This is a genomic window from Amycolatopsis sp. NPDC051373, assembly GCF_040689465.1.
GTDB lineage: Bacteria > Actinomycetota > Actinomycetes > Mycobacteriales > Pseudonocardiaceae > Amycolatopsis.
In genome coordinates this window covers 103,678-123,532 of sequence record NZ_JBFBAE010000011.1, presented here as the reverse complement: position 1 = coordinate 123,532, position 19,855 = coordinate 103,678, and the positions used below count along the sequence as shown (strand labels likewise).

Here is a 19,855-nt window from a genome sequence, read left to right as displayed (position 1 = left end):
TTGTTTGTTTTTTGGTGGTGCGCGGGGCGGGGCCGCGGGGTCTCGTCCCCCCCCCCCCCCCCCCCGCACTGTGGGATGAGCACTGTGGGATGAGCGCTGTCATGCGGCCAGTTCGAGAATCCGTTCTTCGGCCTGGGCCAGGGATTTCTCCGCCAGGTCCTCCAGCCCGGCCAGCGCGGGGATGTCGCCGACGCGCGTCAGCTCAGCGTGCACGAACGCGAGATTTTCGGGGCTGACGCCCAGGTTCGTGAGGTACGCCCGCAGGTACGGTTCCTGGAAGTCGTACCCCTCGCGCGGAGTGCCCGGGCCGTACGCGCCGCCGCGCGCCGTGATCACCACGAACCTGGTGTCGCCCAAGGCGTTCGCGAACACGCCGGGGAACGTCACGCGGTCGATCCACGCCTTCAGCGCGGCGGGCACGGAGAAGTTGTACATCGGCACGCCCAGCAGCACGGTGCCGGCTTCGCGCAGCTCTGTGACCAGCGGCAGAGTCAGCGCCCATTCGCGGCGTTCGGCGTCGTCGGCGGCCAGCGCGGCGATGTCGTCCGGCGGCACGATCCCCCGGCGTTCGACGCGGCGGCCGAGCCGGGCGTAAGGCTCGCGGATCGGCGGCACGGGGTCGGCGGCCAGGTCGCGGTGGCGCACCTGGCCGCACCAGTGCCGCACGAACAGCGAGGTCAGCCGCCGTGTCACGGACTCCGCGCCGTCGGCGCTCGAGTCGACGCGCAGCAGGGGCGCTAGCATGTCGGTCATCCGGTTCCTCTCCTCAGGTCCAGCGGGTCGGGCTCACTCACCCACCCCGACGCACCACGAAGAGGAAAGGTGACCGATGCCCGAAACCCTGGCGGCCCGGTTCGAAGCGGAACGGCCCCGGCTGCGCGCGCTCGCGCGGCGGATGCTCGGCTCGGCGGCCGAAGCCGAGGACGCCGTGCAGGAATCCTGGCTGCGGCTGGCGTCGGCGTCCGGCGTCGACAACTTGGCGCCCTGGCTGACCACCGTCGTTTCGCGGATCTGCCTCGACCTGCTGCGCGCGCGGCGGGAGACGCCGTTCTCGCAGGTGCCGGACCACGGGGTCGCGGGTCCGGAGGAGGATCTGGAACTCGCCGACGAGGTCGGCCGGGCGCTGCTCGTGGTGCTGGCGACGCTCGCACCCGCCGAGCGCGTGGCGTTCGTGCTGCACGACTTGTTCTCGGTGCCCTTCGACGCCGTCGGCCCCATCCTGAACCGCTCGCCCGCGACGGCGAAGAAACTCGCGAGCCGGGCGCGGCTGCGGGTACGCGGCACTCCCGCGGCCGGGTCCGCGGTCGGTGAGCACCGGAAGGTCGTGGAGGCGTTCCTGGCCGCGGCCCGCGGCGGTGATCTCGCCGTGCTGCTCGAACTGCTCGCACCCGACGTCGTCCGGCACGCCGACCCGGCCGCGTTGCCGCCCGGCGCCGCCGCGGTCCTCCGCGGCGCTGACGCCGTCGCGCGCGGCACCACCGCGTTCGCCGACCGCGCGCGCCTCGCGGAGCCCGCTCTGGTGGACGGCACCGTCGGGCTGGTGCTGGCGCCCTACGGCCGGCTGACGGGCGTGCTCAAGGTGTCGGTGACGGCGGGGCGGGTCGCCGCGTACGAGGTGATCGCGGACCCGGAGCGGCTCGCGAAGGTGGCGGTCGCCGTCCTCCCGTGAGCGCACCGCATTCGCGCGGTAATCGCACGATGGTGTGACACTTTGAGTCAAAGTGCAACATCAGCGAAGGTGATCATCTACGTTTCAGCCGGATGGTCCACTTCGTTCAGGGGCGTGGACCGCGACACCGGAGGGGACCATGTCCATCACCAGGAAGATCGCCGTGCTCGGCGCGCTGTCCGCAGTGGCGGCAACTTTGTTCACGGGCACCGCGTCGGCCAAGACGGAAAAGAACTGCACCGCGTCGTTCTGCAACACCACGGACGGAAGCGGCCTGTACGTGAACCAGGTCATCGCGTTGCGGCAACAGCCGATCAAGGCGAAGTACGGGTACTTCCAGGTCTTCGGGCGCGGCTGGAGCCGCGGGCCGACATCCTCGGGCACCACCGCGGCGCAGGTCATCCACATCGGACAGCAGGTGGTGAAGAACGAGCTCGTGTGCCTGCGCTTCCTGGCGCGGGAGAACGGAAAGTGGAAGGAAATCGGCCCGCCGGCGTGCACCACGGCGCCGTTCTGATCGCTGCGCGCTTTGCCGGTCATCGCTCTGTGCTGATCACTGCCTCGTCGGCCGCCGTGTAGGTCGTTATACAGCTCGGTGGTCTTAGGGGAATGGCCACGAGTTCGTGACGCATACGCGGTGGTCGGCCGGCACGGCGCCCTGGTCGCCGCCGGGGACGTTGTTGAGGCGGGCGACGTAATCGTCGGCGACGCCGAAGGTCTGTTGCATCATCACGGGCGCCGGCCGGCCGGTGCCGCCGCAGCCGACGTGGGAGTGGCCCAGCGCGTGGCCGACCTCGTGGTTGATCGCGTACTGCCGGTAGGCGGTCATGTTCGCCCCGAAGGCCTTCGCGCCGCGTACCCAGCGCGAGAGGTTGATCAGCACGCGGTGCATGCTGCGGCGGAAGCAGGAAGCCTCGTAGGTGATGGAAAACCCGCAGGCGTCGGCGCGGTGCGTGGAGTCGGGGGTGGAGAGGCTGACGCGGAAGCCCGGGTGCGGGTCGCTCGCGTCCACCCGCTGCAGCGCGACCTTGCCGTCCGCGGTCCAGCTCTTCGGGTCGGACAGGATGCCCTGGACGGCGGCCGCGAAGCTGTCGTCGCCGGCGTAGCTCGCCGGGTCGATGCCGTCCTCGACCTCGACGGTGTAGCGGTAGAGGCGGCCGGTGCCGATCTTCGGGCCGGAGCCGGGGATCACGTGCCACTTGCCCCGGCCGGTCTGCGTGTACGGGCCGCCGGCGGGCAGGTCGGCGGTGGGGGCGTTCGGATCGGCCGGCTTCGCCGGGTTCTCGGGAACGCCCGGCTCGAGGGAGTCCACGGAGGACTCGGACCGGGACTCGGCGTGAGCTTGTCCGGAAGTCGGGGCCTGCTGCTGCGCCGCCGTCGACGGGGCCGAGGTCGTCGCCGTGTTGACCAGCACGAGCACGGTGAGCACGACCATGACCGGCAGCGCGTAGACGCGCCAGCCGTAGGTGCGCAGGAAGCCCTTCTTCCTTCTCGCGGATCTCCGCTCCGGCAACGGTTTCCACGAGGCGCGCAACGGTTCCCGCGTCCGCGTTTCGTCCTGCGCCACGCACTTCCCCAGCTCTCCGGTGACAGTTCCTCCCTGTCCAACGGGTGGGACGGCCGAAAGGTTGAGACCAAACCGCCCGGGTCACGGGCGGTGACCCCGACTTTCGTCGGTTCCGGACGACGGCCTTGTTGATCATGCTGGCGGCGTGTCTGCGCAGCACCCCGGCTCGTTCGCGGTCACGCTCGACGCCGCGATCGAAGACTCCGGGCTCTCCCTCGACCGGGTCCGCCACCACCTCGCCACCCGAGGCGTGACGCTCTCGCGCTCCGCCCTGTCCTACTGGCGCCGCGGCCGCTCCCGGCCCGAGCGCGAGGCGTCGTTGAACGCCGTGACGCAGCTCGAAGCCGTGCTGGAGCTCTCGCCTGGCTCACTCACGTCGCTGCTCGGTCCGCGCGCGCCGCGTGGACGCTGGCTCGGCCACCCGCCCGACCGCGTGGAGCGCCGCCGGTTGTGGCCCGATCTGCGGCCGCTCACGGTAGAACTCAAACCGCCGCCGGACGGGCAGCTCGCGTTCTGGTCGGTGCACGACCGCGTGGCCATCGACGACGACGGGTGCGAGCGGGCCCTGCACGTGCGGCTCGTCGCGGAGGCCACGATCGACGGCGTCGACCGCATGATGACCTACCACCAGGCCGATGGCCCGCTGCCGGCCGAACCGCGCTACCAGGGCGTGCGGTTCGCGCGCGTCGGGCGCGTGCGGGTGGACCGCGAGACGGGCATGACCGCTGGTGAGCTGCTGCTCGACCGCGTGCTCGCGGCCGGTGAGGTCACTGCTGTCGAGTACGAGATCGTGCTGCCGCCCGGCACGCCGGCGCAGGAGTACGGCCGGCGTTTCACGCGGCCGGTGCGCGAGTACGTGTGCCAGGTGCAGTTCGGCCTGCGGCTGCCGCGGCGGGTCCGCTCGTTCGAGCGCCGCGGGCCCGACGGGCCCCGCCACACCGGCGACCCGCTGCGCGTCGGCACGACCCACGCCGTCACGTTCGCCACCCGCGACGCGCGGCCCGGCATCCACGGCGCGTGCTGGACGTGGTGACGCCAATTCTGTGAACACGAGCCGCCGGCCTGCGGATCTTCACTGCCGAACCCCGGCCGTCCACTTCGGTCTGGAACGCGCGGTCCGCGGCTGGTTACCGTCCGCCACGCCACTCCCCCGATCCCCCGTTCCCCGGAAAGGCACCGCCATGCGCCGTCTCACCCGGACCCTGACCACCCTTGCCGCCGCGGCCGCGCTCACGGCCACCGGCGCGGCGGCCGCTGTGCCGGCTTCGGCCGCTGTGCCGACTACGCCGACCGGGCCCACGCCGGCCACGGCGACCGCGGCCGCGCGCCCGATGTCGATGGCCGCGCAGCTCGGCACCCTCGCGCCGTCGGCCGAGGTCAACCTCATCGGCGACAACTACCCCGCGAAGTGGCGCAACATCCCGCAGGACTCCGTCGTCGACGACTGGAACATGTACAACCGCGAGTGCGTCTCCTGGGCCGCGTTCACCATCGACCGCCACGGCGAGAGCGCCTCGAACTACGGCGACGCCAAGTACTGGGACGACAACGCCCGCAAGCACGGCTACCGCGTCGACAACACGCCCACCCCGGGCTCCATCGCCCAGACCGACGCGGGCCGCTACGGCCACGTCGCCGTCGTCGACAGCGTCCACGGCTCCACCGTCACGGTCGAGGACTACAACTGGGCCGGCGACGGCCACTAACTCGTCCACGACCTGAACAAGGGCGACTTCCGCTACATCCACTTCTACAACTGAGCGTTCCCCGAACCCTCGGCCGGACGGCGCCTTCCCGCCGTCCGGCCGGGTCCGCGTCGGACCCCCTGTGAAATCCGGGCCGGCGCTTTCGCCGTCGCCGAAGCGCACCATGAGGCGATGAGCGATCGCGACGAGTTCCTGGCGTGGGTCGAGACCACGGTGCACGACGCGGAGTTCGCGCTGCACAACGGAGACCCGGCGCCCCGGCGTGCGATCTGGTCGCGGGCCGAGCCCGTGAGCGTGCTGGGCGCGTGGCGCAACGCCCACGGCCGGCGCGAGGTCGACGGCCTCTTCACGGCGCTGGGCGAGACCTTCTCCGCCTGCACTGCCTACCGCTTCGAACTGCTGGCCTGCGACGTCGTCGGCGACATGGCCTACACCACGGGTTTCGAGCACACCACGGTGTCCGTGAACGGTGAGCCACGCACGTACACCCTGCGGGCGACGCAGGTCTACCGCCGCGAAGATGGAGCGTGGCGCGTGGCCCACCGGCACGGGGACACAGTCACCTGACCGGACGACCCGGACGCGGGTTCAGCGCACCCGCGGGCGATGACCCCGTTCCTGGTGCGGCACCTCCTGCCCGCCGGTGGGCGCGGCCGGCTTCGGCAGCTGCGCCACCTCGTACTGGGCCAGGTTGTACTGCCCCTGGGTATCGGGCAGGACCGGCGCGTGCTTGCTCGCGTCGTGGAAGCGGAAGACCGAGGTCAGGTCGCCGACGGTGCGGCGGCGCCAGTCACTGATGTTCGGCTCGGCGACGCCGGTCACCTTCTCCAGCAGGCGCAGCTGCGAGGTGTGGTCGAACAGCTCCGAGCTCACCCAGCCGCCGGCGCTCCACGGCGAGACGACGATGCACGGCACGCGGTAGCCCAGCCCCGTCGGCAGGCCGCCGCCCTTGACACCGCTGGGCGAGGTGCCGGAGACGAACTCGCCGGGGGTGCCGGGCTCCGGGGTCGGCGGCAGGACGTGGTCGAACAGGCCGTCGTTCTCGTCGTAGGACAGGATGAACACCGTCTTGGCCCAGACCTCCGGGTTGGCGGCGATCGCGTCGATCTTGCCGGCGACGAACTGGGCGCCGGCGGCCGGCAGGTGCGCGGGGTGCTCGTCGGCGGCGCTCGGCGGCAGCAGCCAGCTCACGGTGGGCAGCTGGTCGTGCAGCGCGTCGTACTCGAACTGGCCCAGCGGCAACGGCGCGATCGCGTTGTCGTAGAGCGGGTCGCCCGGCTTGGCGTCGGCGTAGGCCTTGATCGCGTTGAACGGCGGGAGCCCGGTCGCGCCGCCCGGCGAGTGGTAGACCTTCCAGCTGACGCCCGCTTCCGTAAGCCGCTCGGGGTAGGTCTTGAAGGTGAAGTGCCCGTTGGGGACGTTGCCGGTCTCCAGCGACGGGCCGCCGTACTGGCCGTCGGCGTCGATAGTGCCCGAGAGCCACATGTAGCGGTTCGGCCAGGTCGGGCCGAGCACCGAGCAGTGGTAGGCGTCGCAGATGGTGAACGCGTCGGCCAGCGCGTACTGGAACGGGATGTCCTCGCGCGTGAAGTAGCCCATCGTGTACGGGCCCTTGGTGACGCCGTCGGCCGCGAGGTGCGCCGGCAGCCAGTTGTCCATCTTGCCGTTGTTCCACGCCTGGTGCTGCACGCTCCACGCGTGGCTCGTCGACGGGATCGCCTGCGCCGCGGTGATCTTCGTGTTCAGGCGGTACGGCAGCAGGTAGCCGTCCGCGTGCGACGGGTCGGGCTGGTGGAACACCGAACTGCCACCCGGCAGCCGCAGCGCGTGCGGGTCGTCGAACCCGCGCACCCCGGACAGCGTGCCGAAGTAGTGGTCGAAGCTGCGGTTCTCCTGCATCAGCAACACGACGTGCTCGATGTCGCCCAGGTGCCCGCCGGACGGGGGCGGGGACGCGAGCGCGCTGCGGACGTTCGGCGGGAGTACGGCGGCCGCCGCGGCCAGCCCACCGGCCGCGGCGGCGCCGAACAGCCTGCGGCGGGTCAGCCCGGTTCTCTCGGGGGTGTTGTCCGGGGTCTCGGTCATCGGAAATCCTTCCGGCTTCGGGGCACGGTGGGAGCTCCGACAAGCTTTCGGCCGCGGTTGAGCCCTGAGTGATCCGACCGGTGGCCTCCGGTTGAACTTCCGCTGAACGCCCGCCGAGAAGGGTGATCAGCCCCCTTCGGGCACCGAGGACAACCGTCCACAGAGGATTTTCGGCCCGGGCCGACCCGGGTCGGCCGCCGTCAGTCCGTGCGGGCGCCCGGTGCCTCCTCCGCCGTCACCTCCAGCGGCGCATCCGGCGCCGGATCGCGGTTGACGATCGTGATGGCGACCGCGCCGATGGCCGCGACGACGGCGAAGAGGTAGAAGCCCCACGGGTAGGCCAGCCCGGCCGTGAGCAGGAAGCCGGTGACGAGCGGGCCGGAGATCGCGCCGAAGCGCCCGATGCCGCTGGCCGCGCCCAGCGCCGTGCCGCGGGCGGCCGCCGGATAGACGCGGGCGACGTAGACGTACACGAGCACCTGCGCGCTGAAGGTGAAGATCCCCGCGAGCAGCACGCCGACGTACACGCTGAAGCCGGGCAGCTTGATGCTCAGCAGCGCGAGGAACACGGCCGCCGCGGCGAACCAGACGATGGTGGAACGGCGGTAGCCCAGGCGGTCGGCGACACGGCCGCCGATCAGCAGGCCGATCACGGCGCCGACGTTGAGCACCAGCAACAGGGCGAGCGCCGCGCCGAGCTCGTAGCCGGCCTCGCGCATGATCTGCGGCAGCCAGGTGTTGAGGCCGTACACGAGCAACAGCCCCATGAACGACGTGACCCAGAACGCGATGGTCGCGCGCCCGTAGCCGTGGCGGAAGAGGATGCCGATCGGGTTGCGCTCGCGCGGCGGCCGGGCCGCGCGGGTACCCCGCGCCTTGAGGAACTCGGCCGACTCCGGCAGGAACTTCACCATCAACGGCACGAGGACCACCGCCGGAGCGGCGCCGATCACGAACATCCACTCCCAGCCGTACCGCTCCACCACGAGGATCCCGAGCAACGCGGTGAGCACCGCGCCCACGTGGTAACCGGTCATGAGCACCGTGGTGGAACTGCCGCCGCGGCCCACGCGGGCGTACTCGGTGATCAGCGCGAGCGCGGTCGGCAGCACGCCGCCGAGGCCGAGCCCGGCGAGGAAGCGCAGCAGCCCGAACAGCCAGGGGCCGTCGACCACCGCGCACAGCAACGTGAACACCGAGAAGCTCGTGACCGTGAGCAGCATCGTGCCGCGGCGGCCGAACAGGTCGCTCACGGGGCCGATGGTGAGCGCGCCCACGGCCACGCCGAGGAGGCCGACCACGGAGATCAGCGAGGCCGAGTTGGGGTCCAGGCCCCAGCTCGGGACCTTGAGCAGCGCGGGCAGCACCACACCCAGCACCACGAGGTCGAACCCTTCGAGCGCCACCGCCGTCCAGCAGAGCGGGGCGACCCAGCGCGCGTACTTGGCCCGGGGGTCGATCGGGGAGGAGACCGTCATGTCATCACCTGCGTCGTCGGAGGGGACTGGGGAACCGGTGCGTCAGAAGGGATAGCGCGGGAGGTCACCGCGCACGGTGACCCATTGGGTCTCGGTGAACGCCTCCAGGTTGGCCCGCGCACCACCGTGGCGCGAGCCCGTGCCCGACTCGCCGACCCCGCCGAACGGCGCGAGCGCCTCGTCGTTCACGGTCTGGTCGTTGATGTGCACGAGCCCGGACGGGATCCGCTCGGCGAGCGCGAGCCCCTTCGAGACGTCCCGGGTCAGGATGCCGAGTGACAGCCCGTATCCGGTACCGCCGGCCAGGCGGACCGCCTCGTCCACTGTGGAGAACGGCACGACCGGGGCCACCGGCCCGAAGATCTCCTGGGCGTACGCCGGCGCGGTGAGCGGGACATCGGTGAGCACCGTCGGGCTGTAGAAGAGGCCCTCGAACGTGCCGCCGGCAGCCAGCTTCGCGCCCGCGTCGACGCTGCTCGTCACGATCTCGTGGATGCGGTCGCGCTGCCCGGCGTCGATGATCGGGCCGACGGCGACGTCGGCCCGGGCCGGGTCGCCCACGGGCAGGCGGGCGGCGTGCTCGGCGAGCGCGGCCGCGTAGTCGGCGGCGATCTTCTCCGCCACGAGGTGGCGGCTGGTGGCCATGCAGATCTGCCCGGAGTGGTTGAACGAGCCGAACGAGCCGACGGACACGGCCTGCTCGACATCGACGTCGTCGAGCACGACCAGTGCCGAGTTCCCGCCCAGTTCCAAGTGGACGCGCTTGAGCCGCTCCCCCGCCGCCGCGGCGATCTGCCGGCCCGCGCGCGTGGAGCCGGTGAACGCGATCACGCGCACCAGCGGATCCTCCACGAGAGCCCCGCCGACGTCGACCCCACCCGGCAGGAGGTGGAACAGACCTTCGGGCAGGCCCGCCTCCTCGAAGACCCGGGCCAGCACCACGCCGCCGCACACGGCCGTGCGCGGATCGGGCTTCATGAGCACGGCGTTGCCCAGCACCAGCGCGGGCGCGATCGCGCGGATCGAGAGGATGATCGGCGCGTTGAACGGCCGCGTGGCCCCGGACTCGCGCACGAGCCACTCGTCGATCTCGTCGGCGTGATCTTCGAACAGCCGCGCCGCGCGGCGCAGCACCCGGGCGCGCTGGTCGTAGGGAAGCGCGGCCCACTCCTGCTGCGCGCGATGCGCGGTCTCGGCCGCCTGGGGCAGGTCGGCGGCCGACGCGGCGCCGACGCGCGCGAGCACCTGGCCCGTCGCCGGTTCTACGGAGTCGTACTCGCCGCCGGACCCGGGCACCCAGCCGCCGGAGAAGATCCTTCCCTGCCAACGGACCCCGCCGAGCAGCGGGCCGGGTGGGGCGCTCACCGCGCCACCGCCACGTCGAGCACGAGCGGCCGGGTTGCCCGCGCCAGCGCGGGCAGTACTTCGTCCAAAACGGACTCCAGTTCCTCGTGGGTCTCGATCCGCCGGGCGGGACACCCGAGCGAGCGCGCGAGACCGCTCACGCTGATCTCGTCGAACGCGGGCCACGGCGCGGCACCGGGGGCGGCCGAGCGTTCACCGTGCCGGGCGGCCAGCTCGTCCATGATCGCGTACCGGCCGTTGGCGAGCACCACCACGAGCACGCCCACGCTGTAGTGGGCGGCGCTCCACAGCGCCTGGATCGCGTACAGCGACGAGCCGTCGCCGACGACCGCGAGCACCGGGCGGTCCGGGCGCGCCATCCGCACGCCGATCGCCGCGGGCACCGCGAAACCGAGGCCGCCCATGGCGGCGCTGAGAAAGCCGAGCGGCGCGCGGGCGGGCACGAGCGCGTGCAGCAGCGGGCGGCTCGACGGGGTCTCCTCCACGAGCACCGCGTCGCGCGGAATCCGCCGGGCCAGGGCGGCGAACACGTGCTCCGGGGCCAACCCCTCGACGGGTGGCTCGGGCAGGTCGATCGTGCGTCCCGGCGGTTCGGTCGACGCCGGACGCGCCGGCAAGCGTAGCGCGAGCGGACCGCACACGGCGGCGGGCCGCGCGAGCACGGCGAGGTCGGCCGGGCTGCGGTGGGCCTCGTCCGGATCGTCGGTGACCACGGCGATCCGCGTGCCCGGGCCGATCAGCCGGCCGGGCTCGCGCGGGTACTGGCGGAACACCGGCGCGCCCACGGCGAGCACGGCGTCGTGGCCGGCGAGCACCTTGCGCAGATCCGCGCGGCCCGCGGGCAGGTGTCCGGCGAACTGCGGGTGGTCCTGCGGGAACCCGGCGCGAGCGCCGAACGCTTCCTGCCACACCGGACATCGCAGCCGCTCGGCAAGCGCTTCCAGCGCATGCCACGTCTCCGCGTCGTCCGCGCCGGCCCCGACCACGAGCACCGGTTTTTCCGCCTCCGCCAAGAACTTCTCGAGCTCGGCGACGACCTCCGGCTCCGCCGCGGTGGTCCGGACCAGCCGCGCCGGCGCGGGCAGCGGTTCGTCGTCGGCGGCCGGCGCGAGCCAGTCGTCCATCGGCACGATCACCAGCGCGGGGCCGCGGTGGTCGCGGGCCTCGTGCCACGCGCGGGCCAGCGCGCCCGGCACGTCCTGCGGCCGCGGCGGTTCATCGACCCACACGGGCGCGGGCGCGGCGACGTCGTCGAGCCGGTGGCCCGCGAGGAACGGCTCCAGCGCGAGGTGGCGGCGGTCCTGCTGCCCGACGAGCACGACCAGCGGCGCCCGGTTGACGCGCGCGGTCGCCAGTGCACCCACGGCGTTGCCCAGGCCTGCCGTGGTGTGCAGGATCGCGACCGCCGGCCGGTCCGCGGCGAGCGCCCAGCCCGCGGCCATCCCGACCACCGAGCCCTCGTGCAGCGCCAGCACGAACTCGAAGTCACCCGGCAGGTCGGTGAGCAGCGTGATCTCGGTCGAGCCGGGGTTGGCGAACAACGTCGTCGCGCCGTAGCTGCGGAGGACGTCGAACGCGGCGTCTCGGACGGTGGCGGGCAAGGAACCTCCCTGGCGTGTGTGGCTCAGGAGTGTCCGGTACGTCCGTCTGCCGCGCCCAGCCCCACTCTCACTGGACGGAAATTCAGGCCGTCTGGATCGCGCGCGAGACGTTGAGCGCGGCCATCCGGACGACCGGGATCAGCGGCGAGAGGTTCGGCGTGCTGCTGGGCACGACCACGGAGATGGCGGCGATGACCTCGTCGGCGAGCCCGCGCACCGGCGCGGCGACCGACGACGCGCCGTCGGTCATCTCGTCGCGCGAAATGCTGAAACCGGAGCGGCGGATCTCGGCGAGCACGCCACGCAGCTGCGCGGGATCGGTGATGGTGCCGCTGGCGCGGCGATCCAGGCCGGCCGACACCACCTCGTCGACGCACTCGGCGGGCGCGTGCGCGAGCAGCACCTTGCCGGGCCCGGTCGCGTGCAGCGGCAACCGCTTCCCGACGCGGGACGTGACCACCACGTCCGGGTGCGCCTCGAGTTTTTCGAGGTAGAGCGCACGGCCTTCGTCGAGCACCACGAGGTGCACGACCTCGTGGGTCACCTGCAGCAGATCCTGCAGGAACGGCAGCGCGACGTCCCGCAGCTCTCGCCCGCTCGGCGCCTGTGAGCCGAGCTGCCACAGCCGCAGGCCGATGCGGTAGCGGCCGCGGCCGGTGCGTTCGAGCGCGCCCCAGCCGACGAGCTCCGCGAGCAGCCGGTACACCGTGGCGGGCGCGAACCCGGTGGCCCGCGTGATCTCGCCGTGCGTCTGCTCGGGACGGCCGTCGAGGAACGAATCCAGGATCGCGAACGCACGGCTGAGCACCGTGCGCCCGGGTTCGGCAGCGTTGCCGGCGATCGCGCGCCTCCCTGACCTCGGGGATACCGAGCCGCCCATCATCCGCCCGTGACGCGGCGGAGGCAAGCGGGGGCGACCCGGTTCCCCCGTCAGGAGGCCAGGTTCCACGCCTTCCCGACCTGCGCCGCCGCGCAGACGCCGACGGCGAGGAGGTATGCGCCGGCGTGCCCGCACTGGTCGGGACCCGTGCCGGGAGCGACCGGCTGGCCGTGGCCCATGCCCGTGATCGAGTAGGTCTCGACCGCGGCGCGGCCCGAGCCGTCGCGATAGACCGCGTGCGGGAAACCGCCGACAGTGTCCGTTGTGGACGGTGCGGCAGGCACGCCCGCGACGTTCGTCCACTGATCGGTGAGCTCACGCAGGTTCACCGGCGCGACGGTGAAGTCCGCCGTGCCCTGCCACAGGCTCACCGTGGGCCGCGGGCCGGAAAACGGTGCCGACGCACGGACTTTCGCACCCCACTGCGCGGGCGTGAGGTCCTTGCCCGGGTACATGCACGAGTACGCGTCGAACGCCGAAGACGCGCAGCCGTACGGCAGACCGGCCACCACCGCGCCGCCGGCGAACAACTCCGGATACGCGGCGAGCATCACCGAAGTCATCGCCCCGCCCGCCGACAGACCGGTGACGTACACCCGCGACGCGTTGGCGCCCGTGTCCGCGACCGCGCGCCGCACCATCTGCGCGATCGACTCGGCCTCCCCCGACCCGCGGGTGGTGTCGGAGGCCTGGAACCAGTCGAAGCAGCTCGTGATGTTGTTCGCGGACTGCTGCTGCGGCAGCACGAGGGAGAAGTGCCAGCGGTCGGCCAGCTCGACCCAGCCGGCGCCCTGGCCGTAGCCCGTCGCGTTCTGCGTGCAGCCGTGCAACGCCACCACCACGGGCCGTCCGGTGGGCAGCCCGTCGGGCACGTACTCGTACATTTTCAGCGCGCCGGGGTTCGCCCCGAACCCCGTGACCTCCTTGATCGCCGCCGCCGACGCGAACCCGGGCAGGAGCACCAGCAGAGCCGACACCAGCAGCCCGGTGAGGACCTTCCGCACATCGACCACCTCCTTGTGACCTCGGTGAGCATCGTCACGCTCAGCGTAGGAACGCCGACTCCGCGTTCCCACGGTGCGGACCACCACAACTCGCGCCCGGTTTGTGTGGTCCCGCCGGATACCGCCCGCAGTGGTCCGGACCTACGGTTCCGGCATGCGTACGCGGCGGCTCCCCCTCGTCCTCGCCGGCCTGCTCGCCGGCACCGTCCTCGCGGCCCCGGCGGCGACCGCCGCCCGGTGCGCGCCGGTCCTCGTTCCCGGTGCGGCACACCAGGAACAGGCGTGCCTCGCCGACCTGACCACCACCGGCACGCTCGCCACCGGCCACACCGTCCAGGCGGACTGGGCGGGCCTGACCTCGGCGGCGCTGCCCGCGCCGAGCGGCGTGCCCGGTGTTCAGGTCGACGGCTACTTCCCCGACACGTCGACGACCAACACCAACCACGGCTGGAACCACGACGCGCAGTTCGTGCTGCGCCTGCCCGATCACTGGAACGGCGGGCTCGTGGTCTCCGGCTCTCCCGGCACGCGCCGTCAGTACGCCAACGACCGCGCAATCGGCGATCAGGTGCTCGCCGCCGGCTACGCGTTCGCCGCCACGGACAAGGGGAACACCGGCGTGGACTTCTACGCCGACGGACGGCGTCCGGGCGACGCGCTCGCCGAGTGGAACGACCGCGTCACCCAGCTGACCGTCGCCGCGAAGCTCGCCGCGGCCCGGCACTACGGCCGCGCGCCGGCGCGGACCATCGCGGCCGGGCTGTCCAACGGCGGTTACCTCGTGCGCTGGCAGCTGGAAAACCGGCCGTGGCTCTACGACGGCGGTGTCGACTGGGAGGGCACGCTCTGGACGGCCGACGGGCCGAACCTGCTGACGTTCCTGCCGCCCGCCCTCCGGAACTACCCCGCCTACGCCGCCGGCGATGCCCAGGCGCACCAAGCGATCCTCGACGCGGGCTTCGCGCCGGGCTCGGAGTTCCTCTGGCCCTACCACGACCAGGTCTACTGGGACCTCACGCAACGCACCTACCGCGCCGAGGTCGATCCCGGCTTCGACGGCGCGCTTGTGGCGGGATCCCGTTCTGCACCAGCGGAACCCCGGCGTGCGACGCCGACTACGACTATGCATCGCGACCGGCCGCGGTGCACCGCGCGGTGGAGCGCGTGGCGCTGACCGGGCGCATCGGCCGCCCGCTGCTGACCCTGCACGGCACGCTCGACAGCCTCCTGCCGATCAGCCGCGACTCCGACGTCTACGACCGGATGGTCGAGCGCGCCGGGCGGGGCGCGCTGCACCGCTACTACCGCATCCAGGACGGCAACCACGTCGACGGGCTGGTCGACACGTTCCCGGACCGGCTCCGGCCGATCGCCCCGTGTTTCCGCACGGCGTTCACCGCGCTCGCGGGCTGGCTGCGCGGGGTGCGGCCACCGGTCTCGGCGACGGTGGCCCGCCCCGCGGGTGCGACTCCCGCGGAGCTGGCCACCGCCTGCTCACTGTGACCGAGTCCCCAGAACCTCAGGACTCCTTGCGACGCAGGCCGTACCCGGCCTTCATCAGGAGCAGCAGCACCGTGCCGAGGATCAGCGGCTGCTGCAGGATCAGCTGCACCACCTGCGGCAGCACCTTCATCGTCGCGGGCGGCACGAACAGCCCGCCGATCGCGGTGATGAACGGGAAGCCCGCGAGCATGAGGTTGTCGCGGGACCAGTGCACCCCCGAGAGCGCGTCGATGGCGCTCGCGAACAGCACTCCGAACAGGACGGTGCCGGCCGCGGCGAGCACGGGCAGGGGCACGGCCTGCAGCAGGTGGTCGAACGGGCCGAGACCGCCCAGCACGAGCAGGATGACACCGGTCGCCAGTGTCACGTAGCGGGAGCCGACCTTCGTCACGCGCAGCAGGCCGATGTTGTCCGGGTAGGCCAGCGTGGACATGCCGCCGAAGACCGCGCCGACGGTGCTGCCCACGACCTCGCCGAACACGCCCTGCGAGACGCGGTAGCCGGACAGCTCCTGGCGGCCCCAGCCGGCGACGATGTCGTAGGTCGCGATGCTCTCCGCGATGGCCGGCAGCAGCGTGATGAAGAAGATCACCACGAGATCGCCCTGCACGGCGAAGCCGAACGGGAAGATCCGCGGCACCGTGAATCCGACGTTGTGCACCACGCCGGCGAAGTGCGTCGGCTCGAAGATCGCGTACACGACCGTGCCGACGATCACCGCGACCAGCACGGCGCCGCGGCGCAGCACGGTTCCCTTGGGCAGCAACGTGAGCAGGATGACGACCAGCGCCGTGACCAAGCCCGACACGAGGTTCATGCCGGGGAACCCGGGTGAACCGGGGGTGCCCAGCACGTTGGGCAACGCGGTGCTGGTGAGCTGGGTGGCGAGGATCAGCACGAGCACGCCGCAGATGATGGGGTCGCGCACGAACTTCGACAGGTACGTGATCAGCCCGTACTTCTTGAGCGGGATCGCGAGTACGCACCAGATCAGCCCGGCCACGACCATCGAGCCGAACGCGGCACCCAACCCGCCCTTGCCATGGCCCACGGCCAGCAGCGCGGCCAGCGAACCGGCGTACGGGCCCTGCACGATCGGCAGCCGCAGCAGGAACACCGACTGCAGGATCACCACGAGCCCGGACGTCATGAACGTGACGCCGTAGAGGTAGGCGGTGTCGGTGGCCGACAGCTTGAACGCGGTGCCGATCAGGGCGGGGAAGATCAGCAGCCCGGCCATGCCGAGGATGTTCTGGACCCCGAGCCCGATCGAGCTCGAGACCTTGACCTTGTCGTCGATCCCGACGTCGAAGATCGGCACGGATTCGGTTTCGGGAGTGGCAGGAGCCGTGGCGGCGGCGGTGACGGCCATGGGGGAAGCTCCAAGCGATGACGGACGGCTGCGGCGGCCATCGAGCGGGGGGACGGGGAGCGGAGCGTTAATCGGTCGGGCGGTGGACGGGTCAGGCTTCGGCGGACTTGCGCAGGCGCGCGGCCCACCTTTCGAGGTAACCGGCGAGCACGATGCGGATCAGCACCGACGCCTTCATCGGCGGTGCTTCGTCGAACTGCGGAGCGGGACGGGGCGGGGTCGCGGTAGCCGTTGCAGTAGCGGTCGCGGCGGGCGTGGGAGCGGCCGAACCGTTGACCGCGGCGGCAGGGGCGGGAGCGGGAGCCACTGCCGGCGCTTCTTCCCCGGCTTCGATCCGCTGCCGCACCCGCGAAGCCAGCTCGCCGACCATCCGCCCGGACACGTCGGACATGATGCCCCGGCCGAACTGCGCGAGCTTGCCGGAGATGGTCAGGTCGGTCTCGAGGGAGACGTGCGCACCCCCTTCGGCCGGTGTCACGCGCATGGTCGCCTTGGCTTTCGCCGTGCCGGCGCCGCGGGTGTCCTTGCCGTCGGCCACCAGCACGGCCACGCGGGCTGCGCCGTCCTTCTCCACGATCTTCGCGACGCCCTGGTAGGCCGCGGTGACCGGGCCGACCTTGATCTTCACCTTGCCGCGGTAGGAGTCGTCGCCCAGGTCCTCCACGAGCTCGGCGCCCGGGAAACAGGCGGCGACGTTGTGCGCGTCCTGCAGGAAGGTGAAGACCTCGTCCGGGTCGGCGGCGACGTCGAAGGAGTTTTCGATGAGCATCCGGTGCCTTTCAGTCCTGGTCCGCGGCGGCAGCCACGATGGCGTCGACGATGCGCGCCGGGGTGATGGGCGCGCGAGTGACGCGGGCCCGCAGCGGACGCAGCGCGTCCTCCACGGCGTTGGCGATCGTGGCCGGCGCCGGGATCGTGCCGCCCTCCCCCGCGCCCTTCACCCCGAGCGGGTTGAGCGGGCTGGGGGTCTGGATGTGGAACAGCTCGACCGGCGGCACCTCGGTGGCCGACACGAGCGCGTAGTCGAGGTAGCTCGTCGCCTGGGGCTGGCCTTCGACGTCGTAGACCGGCTCCTCGTACATCGCGTTGCCGATGCCGTGGGCGAAGCCGCCGAGCACCTGGCCGTCGACGAGCAGCGGGTTGATCACGTTGCCGCAGTCGTGGCCGATCACGTACTTGAGGATCTCGATCTCGCCGGTCTCCGGGTCGACCTCCACGAGCGCGGCGTGCGCACCGCTGGCGTACGCGGCCCGCTCCGGCGAGAAGTAGCTCGACGTCTCGATGCCGGCCTTGATGCCGCGCGGCATCGTGATGCCGTGCTTGCCGATGTTCGCCGTCTGCGCGAGCTGTTGCAGAGAAACGGATTTCTCCAGGTCCCCGCCGAGGCAGGCCTTGTCGCCGACGAAGTCCACTTCGGACGCGTCGCAGCCGAGCAGCACCGACGCGGTGTCGAGCAGCCGCTCGCGCATCTGCTTCGCCGCGTCCATCACGGCCGGCCCGCAGGTGGCCGTGATGCGGGAGGCGAACGTGCCCTGCCCGAACGGGATCCGGGCCGTGTCGCCGGTCTTCACTTCGATGTAGTCCATGTCGAGCCCGATGCCGTCGGCGGCGATCTGCGCGTAGACGGTCTCGTAGCCCTGGCCCTGCCCGGCCGCCGCGAGCGTGACGAGGATGCGGCCCTTGTTGGTCAGCCGGATCTTCGCGCCCTCGTACGGGCCGAGACCACAACCCTCGATGTACACCGACAGGCCGATACCGAGGTAGCGGCCCTCCTGGCGGAGCTTGGCCTGCAGCACTCGCGCCTCGTCGTAGCCGATGCGTTCGAGAGTGCCTTCCAGCAGCGTCGGGAAGTCGCCGCTGTCGTAGGTGAGCGGGCTGCCGTCGCGGAACATGATGCCGACCTTGTACGGGAACTCGTCGGCCTGGATCAGGTTGCGGCGCCGCACTTCCGCCGGGTCGAGCCCGAGGTGCTCGGCGATCCGGTCGATCATCCGTTCCATCACGAACACCGCCTGCGGGCGGCCCGCGCCGCGCACCGACGACGTCGGCACCATGTTGGTGTAGCACGCGCGCAGCTCGATCGCGATGTTCGGCACGTGGTACGGGCCGGGCACGGTCGAGGTGGTGATCGACGGGACCTGCAGGCCCGCGCAATACGCGCCCTGGTCGTGCTCGATCACGTCCTTCACCGCCAGCAGCAAGCCGTCGTTGTCGAAGCCGACGTCGACGCGGTGGGTCTGCGAGCGCTCCATCATCGAGGTGACCATGTTCTCCTGGCGGTCCTCGACCCACTTCACCGCGCGGCCCAGCTTCATCGCGACCCACGGGATCACGACCTCTTCGCCGTAGAACTGGGCCTTCGGGCCGAACCCGCCGCCGACATCGGCCGGCGCGATCACGCGGATGTCGTCCTCGGCCATCTCGTAGATGACCGAAAGCTGCTGGCGCGCGTAGTGCGGGGCCTGCGTGGTGTCCCAGATGGTGACCTGCCCGGTCGCCGCCTCGAACCGCGCCGCGACGCCGCGGGTCTCCATCGAGTGGCCGCCGCCGCGCATCACGAAGAACTCGTCGGACAGCACATTCGGCGCCTCGGCCAGCGCCTTCGCCGCGTCGCCCGCGCTCTGGCTGAGCAGCACGGCGACGTTGGTCTCGTCGCCGGAGTGGGCCAGCGGGCCGTTCTCCTGCAACGCGACGGCGGTGGACGCGACCGCGGGCAGCACCTCGAAGTCGACCTCGATGAGCTCCATCGCGTCTTCGGCGATGTACCGCGACTCGGCGATCACCACGGCGAGCGGCTCGCCGACGTAGTGCAGTTCGGCCGGCGGCATCGGCAGGCGCGGGTAGTCGCGCAGCTGCGGGTGCTGCACCTTCGGTGCCAGCGGCTTCTGGATCTCCATCAGATCGGCGCCGGAGAACACGGCGATCACGCCGGGCAGCGCCAGCGCCTCGGTGGCGTCGAAGGAGAGGATCTTCGCGTGGGCGTGGGGCGAGCGCAGGAACGCGGCCGCGAGCGCGTCGGGCAGGTCGAGGTCGTCGAGGTAACCGCCGTGGCCGGTCAGCAGGCGCTCGTCCTCGCGGCGCTCCATGCGCCGGCCGATCATCGTGCCTTCGGGGACCAGGGTGTCGCTCATGCCTGGGCGTCCTTTCCGGCAGAGGCTTCCAGTACGGACTTCACGAGGCCGGTGTAGCCGGTGCAGCGGCAGATGTTGCCGGACAGCACCTCGCGGGCCTGCTGCTCGGTCGTCACGCTCTCCTCGCGCAGCGCCGCGGTCACGCTCATCAGGAAACCGGGCGTGCAGAAACCGCACTGCAGCGCGTGGTTGCGCTTGAACGCGCACTGCAGCGGCGAAAGCTCGCCGTCTTCGGCCAGGCCCTCGACGGTTTCGACCTGGGCACCGTCGGCCTGCACGGCGAGCATGAGGCACGAGCGCGTGGCGGCGCCGTCGACGATCACCGTGCACGCGCCGCACACGCCGTGCTCGCAGCCGAGGTGCGTGCCGGTGAGGCGCAGCTTCTCGCGCAGGAAGTCGGCGAGCGTCATCCGCGGGTCGACGACGGCCTCGTACTCGCGGCCGTTGACCGTGCACCCCACGGTGTGTGTCTCGTCCTGGGTGCGGGTGGGGAA

Annotated in this window: 17 protein-coding genes and 1 pseudogene; 6 read left to right on the top strand and 12 right to left on the bottom strand. The window is 71.8% G+C overall.

The window, feature by feature from the left end:
• Nucleotides 1-99 precede the first annotated feature (99 nt).
• The gene (locus tag AB0383_RS21895) at nucleotides 100-753 is read right to left on the bottom strand and encodes an NAD(P)H-dependent oxidoreductase (RefSeq protein ID WP_364171052.1); all 654 of its coding nucleotides are present in this window, start codon (nucleotides 751-753) and stop codon (nucleotides 100-102) included.
• A gap of 76 nt (nucleotides 754-829) precedes the next feature.
• On the opposite strand from AB0383_RS21895, the gene AB0383_RS21890 reads away from it, so the two are divergent.
• Entirely contained in the window at nucleotides 830-1,669 is an 840-nt protein-coding gene (locus AB0383_RS21890) for a sigma-70 family RNA polymerase sigma factor (RefSeq protein ID WP_364171054.1), read from the top strand.
• Between the two features lie 139 nt (nucleotides 1,670-1,808).
• Entirely contained in the window at nucleotides 1,809-2,186 is a 378-nt protein-coding gene (locus tag AB0383_RS21885; protein ID WP_364171055.1) for a hypothetical protein, read from the top strand.
• A gap of 84 nt (nucleotides 2,187-2,270) precedes the next feature.
• Here AB0383_RS21885 and AB0383_RS21880 read toward each other — a convergent pair whose 3' ends face one another.
• Entirely contained in the window at nucleotides 2,271-3,236 is a 966-nt protein-coding gene (locus AB0383_RS21880; RefSeq protein ID WP_366188383.1) for a DUF3152 domain-containing protein, read from the bottom strand.
• A 145-nt stretch (nucleotides 3,237-3,381) separates the two neighbouring features.
• Here AB0383_RS21880 and AB0383_RS21875 point away from each other — a divergent pair, with 145 nt between their 5' ends.
• The 3 genes from AB0383_RS21875 to AB0383_RS21865 all read left to right on the top strand — a co-directional run bounded on the left by AB0383_RS21875 (nucleotide 3,382) and on the right by AB0383_RS21865 (nucleotide 5,509).
• Nucleotides 3,382-4,269 (top strand): XRE family transcriptional regulator, encoded by an 888-nt coding sequence (locus AB0383_RS21875; protein ID WP_366188382.1) that lies wholly within the window; start codon nucleotides 3,382-3,384, stop codon nucleotides 4,267-4,269.
• 148 nt (nucleotides 4,270-4,417) lie between these two features.
• Nucleotides 4,418-4,942, top strand: coding sequence for a CHAP domain-containing protein (locus AB0383_RS21870; protein WP_366188381.1), 525 nt, complete (start codon nucleotides 4,418-4,420; stop codon nucleotides 4,940-4,942).
• A 171-nt stretch (nucleotides 4,943-5,113) separates the two neighbouring features.
• A complete protein-coding gene (locus AB0383_RS21865; protein ID WP_364171057.1) occupies nucleotides 5,114-5,509 on the top strand; it encodes a nuclear transport factor 2 family protein in 396 nt (131 codons plus the stop codon).
• A 21-nt stretch (nucleotides 5,510-5,530) separates the two neighbouring features.
• Here the strand turns inward: AB0383_RS21865 and AB0383_RS21860 are convergent, their stop codons facing one another.
• The 6 genes from AB0383_RS21860 to AB0383_RS21835 all read right to left on the bottom strand — a co-directional run bounded on the left by AB0383_RS21860 (nucleotide 5,531) and on the right by AB0383_RS21835 (nucleotide 13,355).
• A complete protein-coding gene (locus AB0383_RS21860) occupies nucleotides 5,531-7,027 on the bottom strand; it encodes an alkaline phosphatase family protein (RefSeq protein WP_366188380.1) in 1,497 nt (498 codons plus the stop codon).
• 200 nt (nucleotides 7,028-7,227) lie between these two features.
• Nucleotides 7,228-8,505 carry an aromatic acid/H+ symport family MFS transporter gene (locus tag AB0383_RS21855; RefSeq protein WP_364171059.1) on the bottom strand — a complete coding sequence of 426 codons (1,278 nt, stop codon included), beginning with the start codon at nucleotides 8,503-8,505 and terminating at the stop codon, nucleotides 7,228-7,230.
• A 42-nt stretch (nucleotides 8,506-8,547) separates the two neighbouring features.
• The gene (locus tag AB0383_RS21850) at nucleotides 8,548-9,870 is read right to left on the bottom strand and encodes an aldehyde dehydrogenase family protein (RefSeq protein ID WP_366188379.1); all 1,323 of its coding nucleotides are present in this window, start codon (nucleotides 9,868-9,870) and stop codon (nucleotides 8,548-8,550) included.
• Nucleotides 9,867-11,471: a thiamine pyrophosphate-dependent enzyme gene (locus tag AB0383_RS21845; RefSeq protein ID WP_366188378.1), complete on the bottom strand. Its 1,605-nt coding sequence runs from the start codon at nucleotides 11,469-11,471 to the stop codon at nucleotides 9,867-9,869. Before AB0383_RS21845 ends, AB0383_RS21850 begins: the two co-directional genes overlap by 4 nt.
• Before the next feature lie 82 nt (nucleotides 11,472-11,553).
• Nucleotides 11,554-12,279, bottom strand: a complete 726-nt coding sequence (locus AB0383_RS21840) for an IclR family transcriptional regulator (protein WP_364171062.1) — start codon at nucleotides 12,277-12,279, stop codon at nucleotides 11,554-11,556.
• 122 nt (nucleotides 12,280-12,401) lie between these two features.
• Nucleotides 12,402-13,355, bottom strand: coding sequence for a PHB depolymerase family esterase (locus AB0383_RS21835; RefSeq protein WP_366188449.1), 954 nt, complete (start codon nucleotides 13,353-13,355; stop codon nucleotides 12,402-12,404).
• A gap of 154 nt (nucleotides 13,356-13,509) precedes the next feature.
• Between AB0383_RS21835 and AB0383_RS21830 the strand changes: the two are divergent.
• Nucleotides 13,510-14,858: pseudogene (locus AB0383_RS21830) on the top strand (tannase/feruloyl esterase family alpha/beta hydrolase).
• Nucleotides 14,859-14,874: 16 nt separating this feature from the next.
• Here the strand turns inward: AB0383_RS21830 and AB0383_RS21825 are convergent.
• The 4 genes from AB0383_RS21825 to AB0383_RS21810 all read right to left on the bottom strand — a co-directional run bounded on the left by AB0383_RS21825 (nucleotide 14,875) and on the right by AB0383_RS21810 (nucleotide 19,822).
• Complete coding sequence (locus AB0383_RS21825) at nucleotides 14,875-16,230, bottom strand: solute carrier family 23 protein (protein WP_364171066.1); 1,356 nt, start codon at nucleotides 16,228-16,230, stop codon at nucleotides 14,875-14,877.
• Nucleotides 16,231-16,321: 91 nt separating this feature from the next.
• Nucleotides 16,322-16,999 carry an SRPBCC family protein gene (locus AB0383_RS21820; RefSeq protein ID WP_364171068.1) on the bottom strand — a complete coding sequence of 226 codons (678 nt, stop codon included), beginning with the start codon at nucleotides 16,997-16,999 and terminating at the stop codon, nucleotides 16,322-16,324.
• A gap of 10 nt (nucleotides 17,000-17,009) precedes the next feature.
• The gene (locus AB0383_RS21815; protein WP_364171069.1) at nucleotides 17,010-19,361 is read right to left on the bottom strand and encodes a xanthine dehydrogenase family protein molybdopterin-binding subunit; all 2,352 of its coding nucleotides are present in this window, start codon (nucleotides 19,359-19,361) and stop codon (nucleotides 17,010-17,012) included.
• Nucleotides 19,358-19,822, bottom strand: a complete 465-nt coding sequence (locus AB0383_RS21810; protein ID WP_366188448.1) for a (2Fe-2S)-binding protein — start codon at nucleotides 19,820-19,822, stop codon at nucleotides 19,358-19,360. Before AB0383_RS21810 ends, AB0383_RS21815 begins: the two co-directional genes overlap by 4 nt.
• Between the last annotated feature and the right edge of the window lie 33 nt (nucleotides 19,823-19,855).